This is a genomic window from Microbulbifer maximicatervae (SeqCode), from assembly GCF_052467825.1.
The window spans coordinates 2,715,411-2,736,777 of record NZ_CP174327.1 but is presented as its reverse complement, the minus strand read 5'-3'; the positions used below and the strand labels follow the sequence as shown (position 1 = coordinate 2,736,777).

The following is a 21,367-nucleotide window of genomic DNA, read 5'->3' as shown; positions in this document are numbered from 1 at the left end:
ACCCTATTCAAAAGGTAGGCGTCTACTCAATGGGGGAAGGTTTCAGACCTATAGAAAGCCCGTTAAATCAAGCTATGTTTGCAATGGCATTAGGCATAGCCTTAATTGTGGCATCAATCATATATAAAGCTAAATACAATTGGTCGTGGCCTGGACTTTCAGTAACTAGTATTCCTATTGTAATATTCAATATTATTTTTCTGTATGCTTTTTTCGCTTTTTCAGCATACACAATAGTATCAAATGGGAATATGCCAGATATTAAAAATACTGATATATTACTTCTTATTCAAGAATCATGGGGTGTAATATTGCAAGCATTCAATCACCCTGCATTAACTCCTTGGTTCTTGGGTGGAGCGGGTATTATGGTATTCAATACTCTTTCAAGCTTAAATCTTGTTTGTAGTAACAAAGATGAATTTGAAGCTCAATGCAATGTCAGTTAACAAGTTTACCAACGACCACTCAACGGTAGGGCTGTTGGGCTGGACCTCCGTAAGCTGTCGCAAAAAAACAGAGCCATCTTACTCCGGCCCGTTCCAAAGACGTTAGTTTCCATCAGGCTTCGATTAATGAAAGTTATATCTCTAACCTTATTAGTCATCCTTTATTCTCAGCGAGCCATTTCGTTTGAATATGATCATAAGAATTTAAGCTTTGATTTGAATAATGCCTCTGACATTGTTATTGCCAAGAAAATCTCAGGCCGAATTCCGTACGCAGATCTGACATATGAAATTAGCTCATATAACTCAAAGCCCATTGAGTGGCGTGACTCTCAAGCCTGGGAGAGATTACAAGATCTGAATCGAGGTATCGACTCAACTTTTTTGGTATTGAATTCAATCAAAGGTTCTTTTGAAATAGGGGATCGATTTACATTTAATGACTCATGGATACCTGTTGAATTGGGTTCAGTTCAACTGTATTTTCTTTATCAGAAAAACGATCAAATACAGTCTAATCCGTGTCATCGAATACCAATCGGCGATAACAAACAATCAATCGTCGAGCTTTCTTCAGATCCTAATGGGATTATTGATTTGGCTTTACGTGACAAGCTATCATTTTGCGATTCAAAAAACTGACAAAGCAATGCACTGGACCTCCTGTGCACTGCTTTATTTTGTACTTTAATAGCATAAAATCAACCAACTACTTTCCGGCTAGTGCTTGGGACGTTATGACTTCCAAATATGAAAGAGATTAAAGGAAGAATTATAAACGCGGGATTAGGTGAAAAAGGGTTGCCGGTATTGGCCAGAATGGGTGAAGATCCAGGAAAAGAATATATAGAACAACTACTGTCTGACTTGCATTCACTATTTCAAAACCTAAAAAGTTCAAGCAGTTTGAGCAAAGAGTTGTCGTACGCCTTGTACTGTATAGGCCACTATCCATATATTGAGTACTCAGCGTGGATTGATAAAGGTGCAACATTTAGAGGCGACCTGATTGACCCCCAGATATTTCAGTTAGAAATGGCCGTTGAAAGTATATTTTGTAATGAATGGTTGGAGTATGTTAATTAATCAAAGTAAAATAATAACAAAAAGCTCTTACGGAAAACCTACGGGTTGCTTCGGCGTCCGTAAAGCTTGGCATTAGTTATCAACAAGGACAAGAAATCAACGAGATGAAATATTTATTTGCAATAATATCTGGCTTAACTTTAATCTCATGCGCGACTCAAAAAACATATTGGGAACATCCTGAATACGGAAAGCTTGATGGGAACAGTCCGATTGTCTCGTCGGATAGAGATTCCTGTGGAGTTAAGGCATATAGTAAAGGAATTACAATGGATGGGACCTTATATACTGATCGAAGTAAAGTTATTTCCAAGGTGGTAGAAGATTCATTAGCGCGAATAAGAAGCGGAAGTCAAGCAGAGCCAGAGTATTGGAGTGAATATCAAGCACTAGAAAAAGAGTCGATTGAGTGCTTTAAAAACAAAGGGTGGACACGAAGTAAATAGCTAAATCGGGTAGCCGGTAGTTTTTAGCTACCGGCCCCCACACCACCCATCATGCGGGTCATGAATGCTAACCAGTTGGACCTACTTACCAGCCAGTAGCCACGCTGGCAGAATCACTGAAACAAATTACACAGATTCCCCAAGATAAGAGTATAAAATTTCACAAATCATCTGCATCATTAACCCTATCCATTAGATCACGTGGCTTCGGCACCCTTGGCCTCCAGACTAAGCCACATAGGATGTTTCTGTTCGCCAACTCATAGTTTTGCTCGCGGCTTCCTCCCCACAAAACCTTATAGTATTGCTATTTGCTGGTAGTTAGGGGTCATTAAACGGTGGTCTGCCTACTGGGGGATTTCACATGTCAAGTGCTATTCTTATTGCCCCCATCCTTTACGCGGGCATTATAGGGCCCCATAATCGCTCTTTATCCATAAGCAGGATTAGATTTCTTGCCTCAAATACACATAGAAATATGTCAATAGCATATATGATTAATTGCCGAACACTCGAAGCTGGTATCTAGTGAAAACTCCCAAACGTCTACAGCCTCTCATCGATGATGGCTTAATCGATGAAGTTATCAGCCGCCTAATGAGCGGCAAAGAAGCCGATATATTTATTGTCCGTTGTCGTGACGAAATTCGTTGCGCCAAAGTCTATAAAGACGCAACTAAGCGTAGTTTTAAAAAGGCCGCACAGTATCAAGAAGGGCGTAAAGTTCGCAGTGGTCGTCAAGCCCGTGCCATGCAAAAACGGTCAAATTATGGCCGCCAACAGCAGGAAGAGATTTGGCAAAATGCCGAAGTTGATGCTTTATCCCGTTTAGCACGCGCTCATGTACGAGTTCCCAAGACTTTTGGTTGTGTTGACGGTGTATTATTGATGGAGTTAATCACTGACGAAGCAGGCAATGTCGCACCACGGCTTGGCGATGTGACAATGTCAGAAGAGCAAGCAATTCAAGATCATGCATTAATGATTCATTACATCATGCTCATGCTTCACGAGGGAATTGTACATGGTGATTTATCCGAATTTAACGTCCTAGTGGATGATTCCGGCCCTGTGATTATCGATTTACCCCAAGCTGTTAATGCCGCTGCCAATAACAGTGCACAAGAAATGTTCACTCGCGACGTCGACAATATGCGTCGTTACTATGGCAGATTTGCCCCCTCTTTATTACAGACTCAATACGCCAAGGAAATATGGGCACTGTTTGAAGAGGGTAACTTAACGACTAGCTCAACGCTCAGCGGCAAGTTTGATGATGACGATGACAACGCCGATGTCGACGCCGTGCTAGAAGAAATCAAAGCGGTGATGCAAGAGGAACTGGAACGGAAAGAGCGCATACGTGAATCTTCAGAAGATGCATCAATTTAGATGAAAGCACCCGGTTTAGTAACCTTATTGGTTTCTGCGGGTATTGTTTATTACCCTATTGCACAAATTAGTGCACACACACATTAGGACAGCCAAAGGCTGGAGGATGATGTGAACTGTAGAGCAAGCTCTCTTTCTGGGGGCGCTAACCCTTTGATTTATGGGTAAGAGAGGTTAAGTTCTGGAAATTGATATGCAGATTTTTGGAAATGCTATTTTGGATAAAAGAGTGGTAATCGTGTTATAGAGTATTTGCGGTAGGAGTAGATTAGCAGGGTGTGGCTGAGAGGAAACGCCGGAATCCTTATTCCGTGTACCCAGCGTTTATCGAGTTGGATGCAAGCTTGCTTTACCGTCTCCACTGATCCCAACAAACCTTTAAAGCGACTTTCTAAGTTCCAACTGAGATAGAGCCAGTGTTTTGCTGAGTTCCCCTGCCGCTCAAGGATAAGAGGCGTCTTTTGAGAAATGGCACTGCACTTTTTGGGGCTAAATGCCGGCCACTCCATTCTAATAACGCCAAATAGTGATCCAGCTGAAAGGGCAACCCTTTCGGCATATTAAGGCCACATTTCCACTAAGCTCCTCATTGAGCGGTATCTTGTAAAAACACACCAGAGGATTGAGGTGTAAAGCCCTCAACTGAATAACAGCTGTCCTAATAAGGACTCGGTCACTAAGCAACTAACTCCAAAAATGCTAAGCGGCTAAATACTACCCTTAAACTTAACTAAAAATTAATGGTCTAGTAACTCCGCATTAGTCGGGTACTTTTCAAGGAGTTCAATAAGCTTTTTAGTGCCATCTACAGGCTTTAGGCTAGCAAGCGTTCTTCGTAAAGCTCTTATCGTTGCAATATCTTTCGAGTTAAACAGGATTTCTTCACGGCGAGTACTGCTTTTAGCAATATCCAAGGCAGGGAAAATTCGCTGTCTCGCAACTTCCTTTGACAATACTACCTCCATATTTCCCGTACCCTTAAACTCTTCAAATATCACCTGGTCCATTCGGCTTCCGGTATCCACGAGTATCGTTGCCAGAATCGTAAGTGAACCACCACCTTCAATCTTCCTCGCAGCACCAAACAGCTTTCTGGGTACCTCCATAGCCCTGGCATCTATCCCGCCAGACATCGTACGTCCCCTACCACTCCGCTGCGCATTGTGTACCCGTGAAAGCCTTGTCAACGAGTCAACCACGATCATTACATCCTGACCTTCACCGGCTTCCTTGCAGGCCCTATCATGGAGTTCATTAGCTACTCTCACATGCTCTTCATAGCTATGATCAGAAGAGGACGCATAAACTTCGGCCGGTACACTTCGCTTAAAGTCAGTAACCTCCTCTGGCCTTTCATCAATAAGCAAAGCGTACAGCTTTATTTCGGGGTAAGCCTCCCCCACTGCTTGGCAGATATGTTTCAGGATAGTGGTTTTGCCACAGCCCGGTGGAGCCACAATCAAGCCACGCTGCCCCTTACCAATTGGCGTAATCAAATCCATCGCCCTTACCGTAAGTTGCTGAGAACCAGACTCAAGGCGAATAGGCTCAGATGGATTAATAGCTACTCCATTTAAGAAGCGTTTCTTTGGATCAGAAGTATCCTCTTGCTTTTTATCAGCCTTCTTAGGCTCCGTATTTCTCTTTACCTTTAAGGATAATATTTTTCTGGACATAACATGCTCTTTATAAATCAGTCGAGACCGGGGAGATTATTAATGATTGTCGATGGCTGGACAAAAGATTAGCGCTCCCCCAAATTGGATACTATAGCCAGAACTTGCGGCTAAGCGATTACCCTACCGAACCCAAGGCAGACAAATAGCCCTATTAAAACCCGAGAATACCGATTAACGTCAGCCGTAACCATCGAAACACCAATCAGAAGGTTGAAAAAAACGAAGAACCGCTACTGATTGAAGGTGCACACTAGGACACCCACAGATTGAAAGATGACACTGGAAATGATACAGGCTTTCCACGTTAACGGCCATTTCTCCTGGTCTGGCTCGGACGAAGTGAAATGCTGAAAAAATATACTTTAGGTTGGAAAATTGCGTGAATTAGCCAACCTAAAGGAATAGCATCGAAAAGCCGGGAGGAAATAGTGGCGTGTCACCAAAAGGAAGCATTGGCAGTCGCCTATGCCATGCACCCAGCGTTTATTGAACTGAATACAGGCTTGCCGTACAGCCTCTTCTGATCACAGCAGGCTTTAAAAGCGGCTTTCAAAGTTCAGATTGAGATAGAGTCAATGCCTGGGCGAAATGCCACGCCGATCTAGGACAGGGGGCGTTTTTGTGCAATATAACCTCGTTTTCCGATGTCCAAATGTCGGCTACTCCAGTCCACTAGCTCCAAGTAGTGATCCAGCTGAAAAGGTAGCCCTTTCGGCATATTCAAATGTTCAGTGCCGACAACCGGGAGTAGATTTTGGGGCCGCTCATTTGAGGCTGCCGCACGGATACGCTGTTGAATTGAAGTGTAATCAGACTCTCAGGTATCTTGGCGATATTGGCACGGATCGAGGAGGTCTACATAAGCCATAGAAGCAGCCTGGGCTCTTTCATCCAGTAAGGCTTGCGACTGAAACGGCCTTCCCGAAATCAACCTGTACAAGTGTCTTCAGCATTAGCTTGGCGAGCGACAGATTCATTTAAATATCGCATAAACCAGCTGATATCCGTTAGGCGCTCCCGCCATAGAGAGAGGATTTCTTTATTTCATCACTTCGCATCGGCGCCACTTAGTTAAGGAACAATTATTGGATCAAGTCAGACTAACTAAAGCGCCGCTGTAAATTATCGACTGCAATTGAAATTCGCACACCCAAATTTAATTTCATCTCTTTTATTACATCAGAGTTAGAATCGAGAATGTCACTTCGAGAAAAGTACTTCAGGTTGAACCTGGTTGACTTCGGTGTTTCAGCATTAAACTCCATTAGCATGGCGGGTAATAGAGGGAGAAGATCACCCTCAGTGTAGAAATCTTGATTCAATCGGCTTTTCTTAACTTCTATAACAAGGGTTGCTTCTCCTTCAGGCATGACGATCACTTCTTGATATGTTTTTCCGGTCATGCCATGGGGAAGTTCATTGTGAGAGGCAATAGAGGTTACTCCAGGGAACCATTCTCCGTAATTTTCCATGTTGGTGACGTACTCAAAGAACGTGTTAATCGGACGTTTAACCGTGATCGCGACTTCCGCTAATAAAATCATTATTTACTCCGGGTTCGTTATTTACGAGTCCACTATATTGTTCTTTTTGAATGACAAAAAGTGAACTATAATGCGATCGGAGTTTCCATTTTGGAAAGTGATATGTCGAAGTTTACCCAGTATGAGTCTTTTGTGGCTGTTGTTGATTCTGGTAGTATTCGGCTTGCTGCTGACAGTCTAAACAAGACGCCATCAGCGCTGAGTAAGCAGATTACAAACCTAGAGTATGATCTTGGTGTGCAGCTATTTGATCGCTCCAATAAGCAAATGGTACTTACAGAGCATGGCGCAAGCTTTTACAAAAGCAGTGCTGCAATACTAAGGCAAATCAGTGAATCAGAAAGGCGCATTCAGTATGATAACGAACGCGTCGAAGGGGACCTCAAAATAACGTTATCCCGGTCTTTAGTTGACTCAAGCTTGTCTTCTTGGTTGAGTGAGTTTTCTGAGCGTTATCCAAATGTTAGATATCGGCTGGAGTATTCCGAATCCATTATTAACTTTAGTGATTCTGATCTTGATTTTGCTTTTAGAATTGGTGAGATTGCGGACAGTACACGTTTAATCTCCCGCGAGCTATGTGAGGTTCGACCCACATTTTTTGCAACGACAGAATATCTCGCGACCCATGGTACACCTACTCAAATCTCTGAACTTACTTCCCATCGCGTTGCCATGCCACCTCTCGAGGACCTTTCACCAGAAGTAAGAAAGTGGTTAAAGAACAACAAGTTTAATAATCAGACGTATGCTCACCATAGAATAAATGATGTTCACGCCATTCAAACCATGGCGCTAAAGAATATCTGTATTGGGTTCCAGTTGCATCAGAGTATTATTAAGTTAATTGAATCGGGACTGGTAATACCTCTTTTCCAAAACAACAAGTTACCACCTAAGAAACTCAGCCTTGTATATCGTCAATCTCAATACAAAGCTAAGCAGATCGAAGTTTTTAAACGATTTATTTTCGAGAAATATAATAAAGAATAAGATGGCGGAGGGGCTAAATGATATTTCCTCTGCTCTAAATTCACACGATAATCGACATATACCAGCCCACAATGGGGCAACCAAAGACTGGGGGATGTTGCCAACAGTGTCTTATATTATGCTTCTATTCGTCAGATTGTAGCTTTGCTAGCGGCCCCTCCCCTCATGGATGGCTTTATCCTAGAGAGAGGCGTTGTGCAATTTTTTCTGGGTTCGATCAACTTTAGATGTATAACAAACACTGGTAGCTTTATTCGACCCCCTCAGGTCTCCGAAGGAGACCCAATATTATGCATGTTTATGTGGCTCCCTGTGGTCTCAGTTTCGTAAAAAAAGGGACAGGTAATATTTGGTTGCTCTGCCTCAGTGGCCATCAATCAAAACGCAGAAAATCTCTATTCTAGTTATTAATATAAGATTTTTTAAATTTAAGTATTTTAATAAATCTTAAATTGTTAAGTGCAAGCTTGATTGATTTAAATGGGAATCTACCCACTATTACCTTAAAGCAATTATTATTCGATATCGCATAACGTTCTTCATCACCTTCCATACGCAAAAAAACACCATTGATACCCTTCAGTCTGCCTTAGGTTATGAGCCCTTGCTATTTTCATTAGCAAGCTTAGTAAGGATCTTAATTGCTTGATTAAGTAAAATTACAGAATATACTTCATGGGGTGGTTAATTTATGGAAAGGGGCTATAAAAATAGTTTTTTAAACACAGCTAATAAGGCACTTATAAAGTGCTTCATTCTCACGTGTATGTGTTTGGCTCTAGGCTGCGATAATAGTGGTTCTGACAGCAATGACACACCCAAGGATACCACAACAGCAAGTGAATCGTTGCTGGCACAATTTGGCGATGCTCAGGGCCGCTTTAGCAAACAAACAATGCAGGCGCTATTAGAATATGAGGATACGTCGAACACATTGGCTCTTGTGCAGCTTATCGCCGTGAGTGATACCTATGGCTTTAGCAACTACGAGAGCTCGATTGAATCAGTATGGTCTAGCGTAGGTGGAGGCACTGTTTTTGCGAGTACAGTAGCGGCAACTATGTTCGCTGAACGGGAATTTAGCGCGATTCGTATCGCCGAATTTCCGAACATTGATGCAATACTAGAAGCTATTAATTCAGACAATTTTACAACCGCTATAAATACGCTGTATGGAGCTTCAACTGATCAAACTTGGATAATAGGAATACCCGGGAATCTTCCGTTTGAACCTTCCGGTTCCTTCTCTGACCCAAGCCTGGATAATCTTGATGAAGACGAAGCCATTGAACTACTTCTCAATACAGGCGCATTGGATGATAGCGGCGATGCGATATCGCTTTACACAAATATCGATGTCATGATCGATATGATTGTCAGCGACTCACCCTCCCCATTTTTTATGATGAACCTCATCGACTTTTATGAAACAGCACAATATTCTGACGGCCTAGAAACAGAATTAACCGGTGAAGAAGCTAATAGCATCTATGGTGAAACTATTGGGCTAATACTCTTTTCTTACAACAGCGGCCCTACCTATTCAATGGATGTTGATATTGTTTTGACTGAAGATACTATCGACTGGGAAAAGATTATGATTGTGCGCTACGCCAGTCGTGATGCCTTTTTAAATGCATTCTTAAACCCTGCCGCACAGGAGGCTTTAGAACATAAAGAAGCTGGATTAGAGAATACTTTTGTTTACGTAACAGAGCTAGCTGAAACCGGCACGGAAAATTAGCTATCCTTTTCAAGGCAGTTAAAACCATAACAGGACAAGCTACTGGATACTACGTAACAATACTTCCGGTGGGAAGCCTTCCTCCATTGAGTAGACACCTACCATTTGAGCAGGCTACACACTGGGACACTCATTTATTGAAAGATGACAGCGGAAATAGTACAGCGCTTCTGTCTTAACGACTATTTCTCCTAACCTGGTGTAGGGCAAGGTAGAGTGCTGAAAAATTGTACTTTAGGTTTGAAAATTACGTAACTTTGGCCAAATAGACCTTTGGATTGCTCACCTGAGGTGGCAGCACGAATACGCTGCTGAATGGAAGTGTGATCAGAGTCCAGCGAGTTTTTTCAATGTCAGCTCGGATAGGATTGAGATCGACATAGACCATGCAGGCGGCCAAGACTCTTTCATCCAATAACGCCTGAGACTTGAAATGGTCCTGCCAGGAGAAGTCTGTTTAGTGATCTTCTATGTTGGTTTGGTGGGCATTAATTCGTTTAGGTAGCGCATAAACCAGCTGATATCCATTAATCGCTTTCGCCATATCTCAATCAACTCTTTAAGTTTGCTCTCTTCAAAACGGTCCAGCGAGGTACCATGAATGAAGCGCTGAGCCAAGTTAGAAGCTTTAAATGGTTCCTGCCAGCGGGGAATGACCTCGGTATCAGACTAAGTATTGGCCTTTATAGCATCAATATAGAACACCACATGATAGTGATTGCTCATTACCGCATAGGCAGCGATATCCCGCGCAAAGATAACAGCCAGCCTTTGCATTTCAATCTCAATCCACTGGCGTCGGTGCTCATAATCCCTCCCCCACCTCCATAAAGGAATACTCTGCTTACACAGCGGGAGACTCAGTGATAGTTTGGAGTCGTATCAAGAGAGATCTGTGAGCGGCAAGACTGGGTGATGGGGTATGGGTTAACTGTTGATTTTCGTATTGTGTCAATGGTTGTGAAGCCTTAAGCTCTACCTTTGATAGATATCAAGAAAAGGCCTTCTAAGAAAACATAAACCGGCCCCATTTCTGTGGCGGCTGAGCAAAACGTTCAGGCTGTAGAAAAACTAATTTATGTCTTTGCTTCCTTAGATGTGATCAAATATTAACCATAAATCGTGATTCTACGTGAATTCTGATCTAGCTTTCACTGATGAGTAGGCTATTTTTCACGTAGAAGCACAATACGAAAAGAGGGCTGAGTTTTTCTACACCCTCGTTATGTGAAATCAACATGAACAAAATAGAGCTTGCTCGAAAATATATGGAAATATTCTATGAATCAAAGGACTTTGATTCATTAGACCTAATACTAGATGAAAAGCTGGATTTTGAAGGGCCATTGTTTAAATGTAAATCGGCCAAAGAATATATAGAATCCCTGAAAGCTTCGCCTCCAGTTGATGTATCGTATGAGATGGTAGAAGAGTTTCACAACCCGAATTCAACATGTTACATGTATAGATTCACTAAAAATTGTAGAAATACATTAATGGCTCAAACATTCCATTATAAGGTGGGTCGTATTAGCAAAATTCGTCTTGTTTTTAATCCAGAGGAAATCTCATAAACCAGGTCGATAGTTTCTAGATACGAGCCCCACATCATCCATCGGGTGGGCTGGTCCGCAATAGGCAGCTCCCAATCCGTAATGAATATCTTCCCATTGGATCACATAGCTCCGATGCCCCTGCCATCTCACCTCCGAGCTAAGCGTTATAAGAAATTTCTGCTCGTCAGCTCACAGTTTTTTTGCTGGCGGCTTCTTCTTCACAAGACCTCTCGATGTTGCAGTTGCCATTCGCTAGTAGTTAGCATTTAATGGTGATCTCCCTATAGGGGACTTTCACCCCCTTAGTCCACGCCCATACTGGGCGTACCAAATAAAGGCATCTGATCGGCATAGAAACCACCGCTTTGGTTTTCAACTGGACCCTTCAAGCGTAATATCACAAATTGTTAATATTGAGGAAAAAAATGGATTTAAGTTCTCTACCTTTATTTGTTGTCGCTTGCTTAGCAATCAATATGATACCTGGCCCAGACGTAATCTACATCGTATCGAATACAATGAAAGGTCAAATGGCAAGCGGTATAAAAGCTGCTATTGGGCTAGGCGTTGGATATTTTGTCCACACACTAGCAGCTTGTTTGGGTTTATCGGCAATAATCCTAAGTTCTGCCATGGCTTTTAGCATAGTCAAGTGGTTGGGTGCAGCCTACTTAGTATACTTGGGTGCCCAGTCTTTACTTTCCATGTGGCGAGGAAGTAATAAAATTGTTGTTGAAGAAAGTACTGATACAAATAAAAACATATTTATTCAAGGTCTCATTGTTAGCGTTTTGAACCCGAAAGTAGCATTGTTTTTTCTCTCATTCTTACCTCAGTTCATCGATACTTCGACCGATTTAGTATCGTTACAAATATTGATACTGGGTTTACTCTTTAGTACTTTAGCTACGGTATGTAATGTTCTATATGCTTCAGCTGGAACTTGGTTGTTTAGCAAATCAAATTCTGAGCAATTCTCTCGAGCACTCGAAGGCGTATCTGGAGCTCTACTCATCGGGCTGGCTGGGAAAATTGCCTTCACTGAACGTTAGTAGTATCAACTGGGCAATCGGTAGTTTCTAGCTACCGACCCCTCCCCCATAGTGCGGATCGGCATAGGACGGTTCAGCATCTATAGTAAATTTTTCACAACTTTAGTGTCAAACGGCTCATTCATTTGAATTGAATGACATGGCAGAAAACTACCTCAAATTAATAGCGGTATGCTAAACAGATCCCCTCAAATAAGGACCTAAACAATCACTACTCATTTACTCTATTTGTTAAATCATATCGTTCCGCTGCCCTTGAATGCCTACACTCCAAAATAAACCTTACGTGATGATTCTGCGGTTTTTTCACCAAAGGAATACTGTGTTATAGTTACCATTCGCTAGTAGTTAGCATTTTATGGATCTCATTGATGGGTGAGCTTCCTACAGAGGGCTTTTACCCCATTCAGACAATACTCATACTGGATGTACCAAGTACCAGCAATCCGACATTTATCCTAACACTTGCTTTGTGTTCGCTGCACCTATAAGCCTCCTCCCTAGATGCTGTTGCGGTAAGAGTTAGAGAACCCACGAATTTTAGACTAGGCTTAATATGATAATAAAACTTGACAATTTTAGCGAAGATATGGCAGGTCAGATCTTCACAATATTTCAACGCTCCTATAAGATTGAAGCTCAATTGATAGGCGCCGCTGACTTTCCTCCACTATCGCGAAGTGCGCAAGATATAGAGAAATCCAAATCGCAATTTTATGGATTTATTGACAATAAATGTCTAGCCGCAACTATCGAGATTGCTATAGAAGATAGGCGATTAGAAATTAATAGTTTAACTGTTGACCCAGATTATTTTAGGAAAGGAATAGCAGGTAAATTACTAAGCTACATTCTAGATGAATTTGAATTTATAGAAGCAATTGTAGAAACAGCTGCTGTAAATGAGCCCGCAATTAATTTATATAAAAAGTATGGTTTTGTTGAGTTTAAACAATGGATTCCGCCTCATGGCACTAAAAAGGTGGCATTATCATTAAAAAATGCGCTATAAAAAGAATAGCCGGTAGTTTCTAGCTACTGGCTACCCACACCATCCATCATAGGGTCCGCAATAAATTTCTATCCGGTGACAGCATCAAGCAGGCCTTAAGCATCTCCAGGGTAATAGTCTCGGTATTAGGCTATTAGACGATCAGCTGACATCTGTTTAATCACCTTGATTATTACGCGGTATTGTTCCACCACTTTTTTTCTATTCCTGTGATCGTGGCTAGTTGATTGTGCCTATTTATATAATTAGGAGTGACAGTGACAACTTAATAGCAACAAGCTAAGAATAGCTTCCTAGATAAGAGCGTGAACTTTCACTACACAACTACATCATTTACTCTACCCATTTTATCACTTACTTTCGTTGCCTTTGGTTGCCTCCCCTCACGGCTAAGCTCTGTATGACATTCTCTTTTGTCACTTCATAACTTTTCTAGAAGCTTCCATCCCATAAGACCTCACGGTATTTCAGTTGCCATTCGCTGGTAGTTGGCATTTAATACCCTCCTTAAATGGTGATCTTTCTACAACGGACTTTCACCTCATTAGTCCATACCCATACGGCAGTACCAAGACGGCATACTGTGTGCCCTCGGCCCCGGACAGCTTACGCTTTGCTACGGGTTACTCAGGCGTTAAATGCTAAGGAAACTATGAATATTACATTACGCTCAACCGGGTTATTTGGAATTCTATTTTTTGGAATTCTATTCTCTATTACATTCTTGTCGCCTGAGAGCATAGAAGAATCAGCAAAAGGATTTGTAAAATACCAAATAGAGAAGGAGGTTCGAGAAAAACAGCATCTTGTAAGCGAATCTACAGTTGCAAATCAAGCGCTGAGCATTGCTAATAGACTTGGACTGGAATCGGAAAAAATTAAAGAAGACTTAGATAACAATCTGCCGCAAAAAATAGCAAGTGTAATTGCCTCTATGTGTGGTTATGACTGTGAAAGACAAAAGGCTTTGGCTCAGTCTATCACAGCAGGCTACCTCGATCGCCTTAAGAGCATTAAAGTTGCGCAACATGCACTCGGCGATCTTATTAAGGGAAAGTACCTTGAGATAGTGGGAAATTTAAAACTTGACCTTCGTATATTCCTTGGATCAAATTTTCTAATGTTTCTTATCCTCTTAGCCGTATCTTTCGTCAAACCAAAAGCAATAGCTCACTTGTTCTTACCTGCAGTGCTTTTGTTTGTTGCTACCATCATATCTTCCGCCATATACACATATGGTCAAGATTGGTTTTATACCATCTTATACAATGACTATATGGGTTTTGGATATCTGGCCTATATCTCTGTCATTTTTGGCTTGCTGGTTGACATCGCACTTAATAAGGCACGAGTCACAACTGAGCTAATAAATGGTATAGCAAATGCCTTGGGCTCGGCGCTTTCGGTACTTCCGTGCTAAAAATGTATTGAAATCGGGCAGCCGGCAGTTTCTAGCTGCCGGCTGCCCGACTATCCATCGTTCGGGTCTGTAATGTGCGATTCTCTATCCATAATGAATTCCGACTCGCAGACAATTATCTGTTTTGAGGCAAATAGGCATCCCCCCCGAGAAAACCATACATCGATGCGTTTGTCCAACTCAGAACAGACTAAAAGTTTGAAATGGCTTTCAGAATTTATGATTTAGGTAGAGCTAGAGAATATATCTAATCTGCTTGAACGTTTTTTTGATAAAAGACTAAAAGGCCTGAAAAGCTTTTATATTACTGAGTGTTTAGGGGCCGCTCATGTACAAGGAATAGTAGCCAAATCGCTGTAATCGTACTTAACACCATCGCTACAATTTAGATATAACCCACTGATTCTTAATGGTTTTTGAGTGCTTTTATGGTAGATTGCCCCTTGAAAAGTATAAAGCGGTAGTAAAATATGAAAAGTAAATTTTTGCTTTGTGGTTTAGCTGTTTTAGCTTTGCCTTTTGTTTTTCATCAGAAAATAATTGAATTTACCTTTGTAAACCCATATGCAGAGTGGGCTGAGAAAATTGATACTGAAGGCCTTCGAGTTGGTCACCCTCTAGATCAGAAGCACCTTGATATTGCGAAAGAGATAGGCATTAAGAACCCTGAAAAAATAAGACTGGTTTATGTGGATGAAGTGCCATTTCCACGTGAGAATTCACTTCTAAAGTTTATTGGTGAGACGGCCGGACTTATAGGCGACGGAGTTGTGAATAATGCACAAGTATTTGGTTATTCTATATACATAAGAAAGGGATTCCAGATGGATACTCCGAAGTTGGCACATGAGCTTGTTCATGTTTTGCAAGTAGAGCGAGCTAGCTTTAAGGACCTCCTCTCTGGTCATTTGTTAGGTGTGTTAGAGTATGGGTATGAGGATTCTCCTATTGAAGCCGAAGCATTTAAAGCAAATGTTAAATACAGAGAGTACTAGTAAGAAATTATAGTAAATGAATCCAGTGGATGCTTTGAGTCCACTATATTTTGGGCGGGAATTTCTAGCGTAGCCAAAACTACGCTGCCGCCCAATGAGCCGCTTAGCAATGCATTTTACATATCAACAAGGAAGATAGTTATGGATGATTTAATTGGGGAGATAGGCAAGGGATTTCTCCGAGGTATAGGATATATCTTAGCGGAAATATTCTTCAGCACCATCTGCTACTGGATTGGCTGGCCCATCTGTAAACTAATCACTCTCGGCCGCTACCCTTCACCAAAACAAACTGTCTATCTAGATAGTTATAACGGCAATAGTCACGGTTTTTGGTGTAGTGCCACCGGCCTTGTTGTAATAGTTATAGCGGGCTTATCTGCTGCCAGACAGTTTTAACACGTACAAAACATATAACAAACAATAGTGCGTACACTCTTAAAAAACACTGAGTTGGACTGCCTACGTACTATTTCTCCCTGCTTTGGTCGCTGATATACTGGGCGTTAGCGGGCAAGGAAAAATCGAGAATGACCGAACCGTTATTCAGAAACACGCATAATCAAGATCAAGAAATGCTTAAGGCATCCGCTCAAGCATCGAACACTATTGGTGATTTCATCAATCTTGTGAAATCCGGCCCTAAAGCCATTTACGCAGCAAAGCTAAGGTTTAGAGATCCGGATTTATCTGAAAAGCTTGGAGAAGATCGGTTTCTATACCTCTGGTTGTCAGATGTATATTTCCATGTCGAAGAAAACTTCCTTTCAGGAGTATTCTTCGATGTCCCAGAAGAGCTTAGAAAGTGGCATCAAGTAGGTGAGCGACTTGGTTTCGATCCAGAGGATTTATTTGATTGGATGGTGATTGAAAACGGGCATGCAATAGGCGCTTACACCTTGCGGGTAACAAGAGAACAGCTTGGTTCGGAAAAAGAAAAGCAGGAATATGACTCATATATTGGAATTTCATCATATGAGCCAATTTAGAAGGCTAGCGCCTAACTAGCGAATGCTGTTCGTTGCTATCGCGATCAGACAGCTTACGTCACACGCCAGCCACAGCAAATTCTAACTTCATTCGACCACCCAGCATTGAATCGTTAAACAACTAACCCTTTTCGCACACCTCCAAGCCATATTCGCCTAGCGATTTCTCAAGGCCTGAATTTCTTAAATGGTGGTCAATTTACACCGATATGGCAGAGTTGAGTTTGGTGTGTTTAAAGCTTCGTGCTGGCGCTGCAACATCCTTAGTGGGTACTCTCGGCACAGCAGCGAGAGGCGACCTTATACCCTTGATGGAGGCACTATGCGATGCTCCAGACTAAAGATTTCAGTCCAGTAAGCGCTTCCATCTAGTATCCTTCTTTCAAGGACAGCTGGTTGGTACGGATTCCCATGATCTTCCTGCCCTAGATATTTGAAAGTTGACCAGCCTACAGTGGCCAGCTGCCGGTCTTTACCTTTGCCAAGTGTGTCGGTTTTTGTGCACTTTAGGTTTAAAAGTTTGGTGTCGTCAGCTCAAAATCATTTAAAAATCATAAGTACTTCAGGTGTTTTCATGCCGAACTGATTAAATTGCCCGCAGTTCATTTATTCGTTGATGTAAAAACAAGGACAAGCTGTGAAGCATTTTTGTAGTTCTATTAGCCTCCTGATTTCTCTTTTTGCGGTGAGTAGCCACGGTTGTAGCCAAGAAGCACTTCCCCTGCTGGAAGGCCCCTACCTTGGACAAACACCACCGGGACTAACACCCATAATATTCGCGCCGGGCTATGTCGCAACCCGGCATCGTGACTATAGCGGCTCTTTCACACCAGACATGACAGAGTTTTACTTTAGCCGAATGGATGTCGACACTGAAAAGTGGTTGCTCATTCGTTTCAAGCAGATAGGTAACCAGTGGCACGAATCCGTTGTTGGCCCAAGGGTCGGCCGCCCTCTACTTGCCCCGGATGGCAAAACCATGCACTTGGGGAACAAGTACATGGTGCGTACCGAATCAGGCTGGTCAGATATTAAAAGTATGGGGACGATGTTCGACCGCAAAGATTGGGGTATCATGCGCCTGACTTCTTCAGCTGATGGCACCATAGTATTTGACGACTACAAAAGCGATGACGTGCTACGTATTTCAACCGTTAGAAACGGCAAGCGGCAGCCACCTGTATTATTGGGGCCGCATATCAACTCTGGTAAGTGGACAGCCCACCCCTTCATTGCCGCCGATGGCTCTTACCTCATCTGGGACAGCGAAAAAGACGACGGTTACGGTGACAAAGATCTCTACATCAGTTTCCGCCAACAAGATGGTTCCTGGGGTAAGGCAATAAACCTGGGGGATACCATAAACACTGCTGGTAATGAAGCCAGCGCGTATGTGTCACCAGACGGTAAGTATCTGTTCTTCAATCACAACCCCATTAAGAGAGAAGATGGTGTCGATCCTGAGGGCGATATCTATTGGGTAGATGCCCAAATCATCGAAAAACACAGACCCAAATTCTAATCCGCGCAATACAAAGATACAGCCAGCCTAAATCGGGTAGCCGATAGTTTAAAACTACCGGCTCCAACACTACTCTCTTATGAGTCAGCGCCCACACTGATAGCTTTATAATAGCTAGCTATATGAGAATATGAACTTTCATACTACAAACTCCGCATTCACGATCATATAGTTTTGGTGTCCCTGACCACCTCACCTACAGGTCAAGCCTTAGATCGTTTTCTGTTGGTCAACTCGTTACTTTTATAGGGCGTCTTTCCCTCAGAATCTCACCGTCTTTTAGTTGCCATTCGTTGGTAGTTGGCATTTAATGGAAGCCATAAACGGCGCTCTTGCAATAGGGGTTTTCATTCCATTAATCCAAGCCTAGCCAAAGGAAATTCCACTTCTCTGCGGCCGCTGCTGGCGGGTATTATTCCGTTCTGTGGAGTATCCGATTTTGAAGAGAAGATATTGCTTACTAGTTACCGCTGTATTGCTGATTATTGGTGTTAGAAAGGCTTCTTTGGGGTGATGCCGAATGCGATGATCAAGAACCAAAGTGGAATATAGGTAGACTCAGCAGTTGTTCAGCTTCCAAGCAATAGACTTAGGTTTGGTGCTGTAGCACCAGATGAGTCCCAGACAATTTACCGGTCATTGAGCAAAATAATGGAAGCTACAAATACACAATTGCTTTGAACTCTGGTGTGGATTTGTCTGGGAAATGTGGTTACTTCACTGCAAGTGAGTTTTTCACCAACTTCGTAATTGTTGTTGGGCTGGCAAACGATGTGTCCTGTTCAAGCTGAGCGGCATTACAATCAAATGAACCAGGCATTCGTCACTACAGTCCTTACAGTGGCAGGTGTAATATAGCTGTCGAGGCGCTGCACTTGCCCATTATACAGACGTTATACTTCATCATAATTGGAACTAATTTTTATGCTCTTTAAGGGATCGTGTAAATGTAACCGTTGGCACGTTGAAGTTCAGTTAGCAGAGCCGCTCGAAGCTTTGAATCCGCGTATTTGCGATTGCAATTATTGCCAAGCCAGTCCTTCCCCTATTATAAGTGACCCAACTATGTCTGCGATTTTCACTGGCGATGGAATCTCAACTAAACAAAATGGGGATCAGCTTGCTGATTTCTACCATTGCAAAGATTGTAATCAACTGCTAGCTGTAGGCTGCAATATAAATGGTCAACTTCGCGGCGCAGTAAATCTCAACCTATTGAAAGGTGTAGATCAACTTGGCGACCCTATTCAAGTTCAGCCGAGGCTATTGAGCGCTGATCAAAAGCTAGAACGGTGGGGTAAGTTGTGGGGTTTCCTTAGTGGGCTATAAAAACATAACACGTCTAAGTTTTCAGACACTTCGTCCCGCAGCTCAAGACGTTAAGCGCTAAGGTGATCACTTGCTAGTAACCGTTGCTAGATTCTCATTTCCATATGAAGCGCAGATTGCAAAAGCACGACTTGAGTCTGAAGGAATACACGCTTTCATTGCAGATGAGCACACAGTCAATATGCAGTGGCTATATTCCAATGCTATGGGTGGAGTCAGGCTTCAAGTGTCGGAAAGCGACCTAGATGAAGCCAATGAAATATTGAATCAAGACCGTTCCATTCTTGTAGACCAAGAATTAGGGCATGATGAAGAAAGAGTATGCGAGTCCTGCTCATCACGAAATGTCGAGCCGTTTACCAAGGGGAAAAAGCCCGCATTTTTGGTTTTCCTACTTTTGGGGATGCCTTTATTTTTCTATCAACATGGAGTTAAGTGCAAGGACTGCGGCCACTTCCAAAAGCTTGATAATTAGCGATCATAAAATATTGCCCCTTTAATGTTGAACATGGCGCCAATACCCCCACCCATACTCTTTGTTAAAAGCCTATTGATTTGAATATGAGTTTTAGACTAAACAAATAAGGTATATCCATTCACCAAGCTGCTGGATTAAACCTTAATTGCCCCATTTACAATCACCGCGAACAAGACAACGCCATTTTAAACACCCCAATCATTCTTATATGGCCAATCATCTGGAAAAATAGGGGGTCAAATGGACATGACTGCCAGCCCTAACCGCAATATCCAAAGTGAGTCGTAAAGCATGGCAAGGATACCGGGTCTATGGCAATGATGACCTTTGACTGTCAGTTCTCGTTTACGGTAGATAGGCTTATTCGTGGCGCACATCTGAAATCTAAGATGTCTTGAGTAAAAGGCAATTACTCTGGTATCAACGATTTAATAGCGCTCTATGATAAATGTGTTCATCGTAAATGACCGGTGAGTATCGCTAGGATTAATACCCCCCAATGTATTTAATTTAACGGACGTATTAAGACTGTTAAGCGTTAGAGCCAACCCCACACCCAAGAGACAAAACTGAGACCCACTTTGATTAATGGAATAGATAATGCAACCACCACAGTATCATTACACTGACTTGTTTAACCCTCTCGGCATAGATTCTACTTATATAGGCAAGCTAAATATAGCTTTATTAGTCTTTTCAGCTTAACTCATAAGATGAATTGAAAGCATTGAAGTAGAGATAGTCTTCGCAGATAAATTAAGTAGCTTAGTACAAATTAGCGAAGTCAACTGATTTTCTTGGTTAAGGGTATTGTTATGTTGTACATCAAGTTATAAGACCTTGGTTTTAATTAGAATATTTTATATATAGAGAAAATCATTATGTGTTTTTCAGCCACGGCATCGTTCGGATCAGCAGCTCTGCTTATTGTCGGTGGTGCTTTGTGTACAACACATGCAATAAAAAATGATAAAACCTATTTATTACTCGCAGTCACCCCCCTCCTTTTTGCGTTACAGCAAGTAAGTGAAGGGGTAGTATGGATTGGATACAATGAAAATTTAGTGTCACTGACCGCAGCATCTTCTATTTTTTATTTATTTTTTGCTCTATTTTTTTGGCTTGCCTGGATACCAACCGTTGCTTTTAGTCTTGAGACAAAAAAATGGAAAAGAATTTTCTTTATTACATTAATAATCATAGGTTTTATTTTTGGCTTATATCTTTGGGTACCGATCCTATTAGAAACAGGGCCAAGACACTTGATAAAAACGAGTGTATGCGGACATAGTTTATGCTATATCACTTCCGATTACAGCTTGTTTGCTATTACAGCTGGACATATTATTTATTCTTTACTCGGATTTTTATTTTTATTATCTAGCAATATGATTTTCAGGAAGTTTTGGGCACTTGTCATGGCACTCGGTGTTATCGTCTACTTTACCCATCGTGAAACATGGGTATCAACCTGGTGTTTCTTTGCTGCAATATCGACTTTATGGATATATTTTCTATTGCGAAACAATCATAAAGCAAACATAAAAAAACAAGCCTCATGATTACCACTGCAAAGCCAATATTAGTCACGACATTAGGAGATATATAATTTTTCCACAGTTAGCAGTTAGCAGTTAGCAGTTAGCAGTTAGCAGTTAGCAGTTAGCAGTTAGCAGTTAGC

General features: G+C 41.9%; 19 protein-coding genes. 17 read left to right on the top strand and 2 right to left on the bottom strand.

Going from position 1 to position 21,367, the window contains the following annotated elements:
* Positions 1-29 precede the first annotated feature (29 nt).
* The 5 genes from ACJJII_RS12130 (at position 30) to ACJJII_RS12110 (ending at position 3,373) form a co-directional block, all read left to right on the top strand.
* The gene (locus ACJJII_RS12130; protein WP_444916357.1) at positions 30-449 is read left to right on the top strand and encodes a hypothetical protein; all 420 of its coding nucleotides are present in this window, start codon (positions 30-32) and stop codon (positions 447-449) included.
* Positions 450-575: 126 nt separating this feature from the next.
* Complete coding sequence (locus ACJJII_RS12125; protein ID WP_444916356.1) at positions 576-1,091, top strand: hypothetical protein; 516 nt, start codon at positions 576-578, stop codon at positions 1,089-1,091.
* Between the two features lie 108 nt (positions 1,092-1,199).
* Complete coding sequence (locus ACJJII_RS12120; RefSeq protein ID WP_444916355.1) at positions 1,200-1,535, top strand: hypothetical protein; 336 nt, start codon at positions 1,200-1,202, stop codon at positions 1,533-1,535.
* A gap of 104 nt (positions 1,536-1,639) precedes the next feature.
* Positions 1,640-1,981 (top strand): hypothetical protein, encoded by a 342-nt coding sequence (locus ACJJII_RS12115; RefSeq protein ID WP_444912330.1) that lies wholly within the window; start codon positions 1,640-1,642, stop codon positions 1,979-1,981.
* A gap of 528 nt (positions 1,982-2,509) precedes the next feature.
* On the top strand, positions 2,510-3,373 hold the full coding sequence (locus ACJJII_RS12110) for a PA4780 family RIO1-like protein kinase (RefSeq protein ID WP_444916354.1): 864 nt from the start codon (positions 2,510-2,512) through the stop codon (positions 3,371-3,373).
* 737 nt (positions 3,374-4,110) lie between these two features.
* On the opposite strand, the gene rho is transcribed toward ACJJII_RS12110, so the two are convergent.
* Together rho and ACJJII_RS12100 are read right to left on the bottom strand one after the other, a co-directional pair.
* Positions 4,111-5,049, bottom strand: coding sequence for a transcription termination factor Rho (gene rho / locus ACJJII_RS12105; protein WP_444916353.1), 939 nt, complete (start codon positions 5,047-5,049; stop codon positions 4,111-4,113).
* A 1,103-nt stretch (positions 5,050-6,152) separates the two neighbouring features.
* Positions 6,153-6,596, bottom strand: coding sequence for an SRPBCC family protein (locus ACJJII_RS12100; RefSeq protein ID WP_444916352.1), 444 nt, complete (start codon positions 6,594-6,596; stop codon positions 6,153-6,155).
* 102 nt (positions 6,597-6,698) lie between these two features.
* Between ACJJII_RS12100 and ACJJII_RS12095 the strand changes: the two genes are divergently transcribed.
* The 12 genes from ACJJII_RS12095 to ACJJII_RS12040 all read left to right on the top strand — a co-directional run bounded on the left by ACJJII_RS12095 (position 6,699) and on the right by ACJJII_RS12040 (position 21,248).
* Positions 6,699-7,589 (top strand): LysR family transcriptional regulator, encoded by an 891-nt coding sequence (locus ACJJII_RS12095; protein WP_413664753.1) that lies wholly within the window; start codon positions 6,699-6,701, stop codon positions 7,587-7,589.
* 691 nt (positions 7,590-8,280) lie between these two features.
* Positions 8,281-9,333, top strand: a complete 1,053-nt coding sequence (locus ACJJII_RS12090) for a hypothetical protein (protein ID WP_444916351.1) — start codon at positions 8,281-8,283, stop codon at positions 9,331-9,333.
* A gap of 1,238 nt (positions 9,334-10,571) precedes the next feature.
* The gene (locus ACJJII_RS12085; protein ID WP_444916350.1) at positions 10,572-10,907 is read left to right on the top strand and encodes a hypothetical protein; all 336 of its coding nucleotides are present in this window, start codon (positions 10,572-10,574) and stop codon (positions 10,905-10,907) included.
* A gap of 407 nt (positions 10,908-11,314) precedes the next feature.
* Positions 11,315-11,941, top strand: a complete 627-nt coding sequence (locus tag ACJJII_RS12080; RefSeq protein WP_444916349.1) for a LysE family translocator — start codon at positions 11,315-11,317, stop codon at positions 11,939-11,941.
* Positions 11,942-12,497: 556 nt separating this feature from the next.
* On the top strand, positions 12,498-12,953 hold the full coding sequence (locus tag ACJJII_RS12075) for a GNAT family N-acetyltransferase (RefSeq protein ID WP_444916348.1): 456 nt from the start codon (positions 12,498-12,500) through the stop codon (positions 12,951-12,953).
* A 652-nt stretch (positions 12,954-13,605) separates the two neighbouring features.
* A complete protein-coding gene (locus ACJJII_RS12070; RefSeq protein ID WP_444916347.1) occupies positions 13,606-14,373 on the top strand; it encodes a hypothetical protein in 768 nt (255 codons plus the stop codon).
* 470 nt (positions 14,374-14,843) lie between these two features.
* A complete protein-coding gene (locus ACJJII_RS12065; RefSeq protein ID WP_444916346.1) occupies positions 14,844-15,368 on the top strand; it encodes a hypothetical protein in 525 nt (174 codons plus the stop codon).
* A gap of 141 nt (positions 15,369-15,509) precedes the next feature.
* Positions 15,510-15,767, top strand: coding sequence for a hypothetical protein (locus tag ACJJII_RS12060; RefSeq protein ID WP_444916345.1), 258 nt, complete (start codon positions 15,510-15,512; stop codon positions 15,765-15,767).
* A 131-nt stretch (positions 15,768-15,898) separates the two neighbouring features.
* A complete protein-coding gene (locus ACJJII_RS12055) occupies positions 15,899-16,357 on the top strand; it encodes a DUF2314 domain-containing protein (RefSeq protein WP_444894851.1) in 459 nt (152 codons plus the stop codon).
* A 637-nt stretch (positions 16,358-16,994) separates the two neighbouring features.
* Positions 16,995-17,879 (top strand): TolB-like translocation protein, encoded by an 885-nt coding sequence (locus ACJJII_RS12050; RefSeq protein ID WP_444916344.1) that lies wholly within the window; start codon positions 16,995-16,997, stop codon positions 17,877-17,879.
* Between the two features lie 1,399 nt (positions 17,880-19,278).
* Positions 19,279-19,683 carry a putative signal transducing protein gene (locus ACJJII_RS12045; RefSeq protein ID WP_444916343.1) on the top strand — a complete coding sequence of 135 codons (405 nt, stop codon included), beginning with the start codon at positions 19,279-19,281 and terminating at the stop codon, positions 19,681-19,683.
* An 884-nt stretch (positions 19,684-20,567) separates the two neighbouring features.
* Complete coding sequence (locus ACJJII_RS12040; protein ID WP_413664739.1) at positions 20,568-21,248, top strand: DUF6629 family protein; 681 nt, start codon at positions 20,568-20,570, stop codon at positions 21,246-21,248.
* The last annotated feature ends 119 nt before the right edge of the window (positions 21,249-21,367 follow it).

What these genes read in the sequence shown, in the direction of transcription:
- ACJJII_RS12040 (WP_413664739.1), top strand. Translation starts at nt 20,568, where the DNA reads ATGTGTTTTTCAGCCACGGCATCGTTCGGATCAGCAGCTCTGCTTATT.
- ACJJII_RS12130 (WP_444916357.1), top strand. Translation starts at nt 30, where the DNA reads ATGGGGGAAGGTTTCAGACCTATAGAAAGCCCGTTAAATCAAGCTATG.
- ACJJII_RS12100 (WP_444916352.1), bottom strand. Translation starts at nt 6,596, where the DNA reads ATGATTTTATTAGCGGAAGTCGCGATCACGGTTAAACGTCCGATTAAC.
- rho (WP_444916353.1), bottom strand. Translation starts at nt 5,049, where the DNA reads ATGTCCAGAAAAATATTATCCTTAAAGGTAAAGAGAAATACGGAGCCT.
- ACJJII_RS12090 (WP_444916351.1), top strand. Translation starts at nt 8,281, where the DNA reads ATGGAAAGGGGCTATAAAAATAGTTTTTTAAACACAGCTAATAAGGCA.
- ACJJII_RS12080 (WP_444916349.1), top strand. Translation starts at nt 11,315, where the DNA reads ATGGATTTAAGTTCTCTACCTTTATTTGTTGTCGCTTGCTTAGCAATC.
- ACJJII_RS12055 (WP_444894851.1), top strand. Translation starts at nt 15,899, where the DNA reads ATGACCGAACCGTTATTCAGAAACACGCATAATCAAGATCAAGAAATG.
- ACJJII_RS12075 (WP_444916348.1), top strand. Translation starts at nt 12,498, where the DNA reads ATGATAATAAAACTTGACAATTTTAGCGAAGATATGGCAGGTCAGATC.
- ACJJII_RS12065 (WP_444916346.1), top strand. Translation starts at nt 14,844, where the DNA reads ATGAAAAGTAAATTTTTGCTTTGTGGTTTAGCTGTTTTAGCTTTGCCT.
- ACJJII_RS12070 (WP_444916347.1), top strand. Translation starts at nt 13,606, where the DNA reads ATGAATATTACATTACGCTCAACCGGGTTATTTGGAATTCTATTTTTT.
- ACJJII_RS12085 (WP_444916350.1), top strand. Translation starts at nt 10,572, where the DNA reads ATGAACAAAATAGAGCTTGCTCGAAAATATATGGAAATATTCTATGAA.
- ACJJII_RS12095 (WP_413664753.1), top strand. Translation starts at nt 6,699, where the DNA reads ATGTCGAAGTTTACCCAGTATGAGTCTTTTGTGGCTGTTGTTGATTCT.
- ACJJII_RS12115 (WP_444912330.1), top strand. Translation starts at nt 1,640, where the DNA reads ATGAAATATTTATTTGCAATAATATCTGGCTTAACTTTAATCTCATGC.
- ACJJII_RS12060 (WP_444916345.1), top strand. Translation starts at nt 15,510, where the DNA reads ATGGATGATTTAATTGGGGAGATAGGCAAGGGATTTCTCCGAGGTATA.
- ACJJII_RS12120 (WP_444916355.1), top strand. Translation starts at nt 1,200, where the DNA reads ATGAAAGAGATTAAAGGAAGAATTATAAACGCGGGATTAGGTGAAAAA.
- ACJJII_RS12125 (WP_444916356.1), top strand. Translation starts at nt 576, where the DNA reads ATGAAAGTTATATCTCTAACCTTATTAGTCATCCTTTATTCTCAGCGA.